Raw genomic sequence first — 3,178 nt, forward strand, 5'->3', positions numbered from 1 at the left:
AAAGCTACTACAACACAATGTCGAGGCCATTCTGAAGTGTCGTAGTGGCAGCAAAGTAGAAGTGTCGCGGTTTGTGCCTTTGTTATCTCTTTGACGAGGTTTTGAGTGCAGGGTCCTGGAGGCTGGCCGTAGTTTTGCCAATCGCGGTGTTCAGATCCCCAACGGTAATCTCGCGCTGTTTCTTTGTGCCGATCCTGCGTTCCTTCATTCTCGGCGCCTGCCCCTGATTGGTTCGCGATGGCGAACCTGACGCGCGGCGGTTATCGCGATCGGCCTGAATCAACTGCGCGACCTGCAGCACATGACCCAGCCGCTTGTGATCAACCACGGCGCCCTGATCAATCTCGGAGAGCCTGTCGTAAGGCCTGCAGGGAAGGGCGATGCCATCCGCGCGGATCTCGATGCGCCCATCCGGATACTCATACACATCGATGTAGCGTCCGACCAGCCTGCGGGTCGCTTCCGTATCGTCCAGCAGGTAGATCACCCGGTCATACTGCAGCGTCAGCGTGCGCGTGACCCGACGCGGTTCACGCCACGTCAGGATGGTATCGAGGTCCTCGTCCGCCCGCAGTGGCCGGTGTGCGTTAAACACGCTCCTGGGCGCCTTGCCAAAGCGCGTGTTGTAGTCGGCGATGAAGCGCGGCGCATAGGCATTGGCCGCTGCCTGCGTGTCGATGCCCCGTAGCCGCAACTCCTTCACCAGCCGGTCCTGCAGCGTCAGGTTCGCGCGCTCGACGCGGCCCTTGGCCTGACTCGAATTCGCACACAGCCCATCAATGTTCAGCTCGAACATCGCCCGGCCGAAGTGCGTCACGCCCTTGCCGCCGCTCGTCGCCATCTGCGTCGAGCGGAACACGCTCGCCTTGTCGCTATAGAACGCCACCGGCTTGCCATGCTGTTCCAGATACCCCCGGGTCACCTCGAAGTAGCTGAAGGTCGACTCCGTCGCCGTGAAGTGCAGCGCCATGATCCGGCTGGTTGCATCGTCGACATACACCAGCAGCGTGCACGCCGGCGCGCGGTCCTCAAACCAGCGGTGATCGCTGCCATCAATCTGCACCAGTTCGCCCAGACAGGCGCGACGGCTTCTGGGCTGGTAGAGCTTCGGCGGGCGCTGCCGGCGTGGAATCCACAGCCCGGCATCCGTCATCAGGTGCCGCACCGTTTCCTTGGACAGCGCCAGCCCGTGGCACTCACGCAGTTTCTCGCACGCGAACGTCGGGCCAAAATCCGGGTAACGATCCCGGATCAGGTTCAACGCGCGCTCGGCCACGCCGTCTGCCAACTGGTAGTTGCTCGGGTGTCCACGATGCCGTGACAGCAATCCCGAAGCGCCCTGGCTGCGATAGCGCACGATCAGCCGCTCAACCTGACGCCGGCTCAGATCGAGCCGTTCTGCGGCCTGCCACGTCATCAGCATGCCGTCGACCACCGACTGAATCGTCCTGAGCCGGTCCACCTCGCGCATCGTCATGGTGATCGTCCCGGATGTCGTCATGCGAGCCTCCCGTCAAAGGTCAGCCAGCATGACATGCGACGTTTCAGCTTTGCCCAGGTACGACATTACAGCTTTGCCGTAACACACAATGTCGAGGCCATTCTGAAGTGTCGTAGTGGCAGCAAAGTAGAAGTGTCGCGGTTTGTGCCTTTGTTATCTCTTTGACGAGGTTTTGAGTGCAGGGTCCTGGAGGCTGGCCGTAGTTTTGCCAATCGCGGTGTTCAGATCCCCAACGGTAATCTCGCGCTGTTTCTTTGTGCCGATCCTGCGTTCCTTCATTCTCGGCGCCTGCCCCTGATTGGTTCGCGATGGCGAACCTGACGCGCGGCGGTTATCGCGATCGGCCTGAATCAACTGCGCGACCTGCAGCACATGACCCAGCCGCTTGTGATCAACCACGGCGCCCTGATCAATCTCGGAGAGCCTGTCGTAAGGCCTGCAGGGAAGGGCGATGCCATCCGCGCGGATCTCGATGCGCCCATCCGGATACTCATACACATCGATGTAGCGTCCGACCAGCCTGCGGGTCGCTTCCGTATCGTCCAGCAGGTAGATCACCCGGTCATACTGCAGCGTCAGCGTGCGCGTGACCCGACGCGGTTCACGCCACGTCAGGATGGTATCGAGGTCCTCGTCCGCCCGCAGTGGCCGGTGTGCGTTAAACACGCTCCTGGGCGCCTTGCCAAAGCGCGTGTTGTAGTCGGCGATGAAGCGCGGCGCATAGGCATTGGCCGCTGCCTGCGTGTCGATGCCCCGTAGCCGCAACTCCTTCACCAGCCGGTCCTGCAGCGTCAGGTTCGCGCGCTCGACGCGGCCCTTGGCCTGACTCGAATTCGCACACAGCCCATCAATGTTCAGCTCGAACATCGCCCGGCCGAAGTGCGTCACGCCCTTGCCGCCGCTCGTCGCCATCTGCGTCGAGCGGAACACGCTCGCCTTGTCGCTATAGAACGCCACCGGCTTGCCATGCTGTTCCAGATACCCCCGGGTCACCTCGAAGTAGCTGAAGGTCGACTCCGTCGCCGTGAAGTGCAGCGCCATGATCCGGCTGGTTGCATCGTCGACATACACCAGCAGCGTGCACGCCGGCGCGCGGTCCTCAAACCAGCGGTGATCGCTGCCATCAATCTGCACCAGTTCGCCCAGACAGGCGCGACGGCTTCTGGGCTGGTAGAGCTTCGGCGGGCGCTGCCGGCGTGGAATCCACAGCCCGGCATCCGTCATCAGGTGCCGCACCGTTTCCTTGGACAGCGCCAGCCCGTGGCACTCACGCAGTTTCTCGCACGCGAACGTCGGGCCAAAATCCGGGTAACGATCCCGGATCAGGTTCAACGCGCGCTCGGCCACGCCGTCTGCCAACTGGTAGTTGCTCGGGTGTCCACGATGCCGTGACAGCAATCCCGAAGCGCCCTGGCTGCGATAGCGCACGATCAGCCGCTCAACCTGACGCCGGCTCAGATCGAGCCGTTCTGCGGCCTGCCACGTCATCAGCATGCCGTCGACCACCGACTGAATCGTCCTGAGCCGGTCCACCTCGCGCATCGTCATGGTGATCGTCCCGGATGTCGTCATGCGAGCCTCCCGTCAAAGGTCAGCCAGCATGACATGCGACGTTTCAGCTTTGCCCAGGTACGACATTACAGCTTTGCCGTAACACACAAAACATCGATAATTTAT

At 61.9% G+C, this 3,178-nt stretch carries 2 protein-coding genes; both read right to left on the reverse strand.

Annotated elements, in window-relative coordinates; genetic code table 11:
- Positions 1-82: 82 nt before the first annotated feature.
- Positions 83-1,501, reverse strand: coding sequence for an ISNCY family transposase (locus P3T16_RS34725; RefSeq protein ID WP_429345650.1), 1,419 nt, complete (start codon positions 1,499-1,501; stop codon positions 83-85).
- 153 nt (positions 1,502-1,654) lie between these two features.
- Positions 1,655-3,073, reverse strand: coding sequence for an ISNCY family transposase (locus P3T16_RS34730; protein WP_429345650.1), 1,419 nt, complete (start codon positions 3,071-3,073; stop codon positions 1,655-1,657).
- Positions 3,074-3,178: the final 105 nt, after the last annotated feature.

This window comes from Paraburkholderia sp. GAS42, from assembly GCF_050436565.1.
Taxonomy (GTDB): domain Bacteria; phylum Pseudomonadota; class Gammaproteobacteria; order Burkholderiales; family Burkholderiaceae; genus Paraburkholderia.

Excerpts from the sequence above, each read along its gene's own strand:
- P3T16_RS34725 (WP_429345650.1), bottom strand. The coding sequence starts at position 1,501 with ATGACGACATCCGGGACGATCACCATGACGATGCGCGAGGTGGACCGG.
- P3T16_RS34730 (WP_429345650.1), bottom strand. The coding sequence starts at position 3,073 with ATGACGACATCCGGGACGATCACCATGACGATGCGCGAGGTGGACCGG.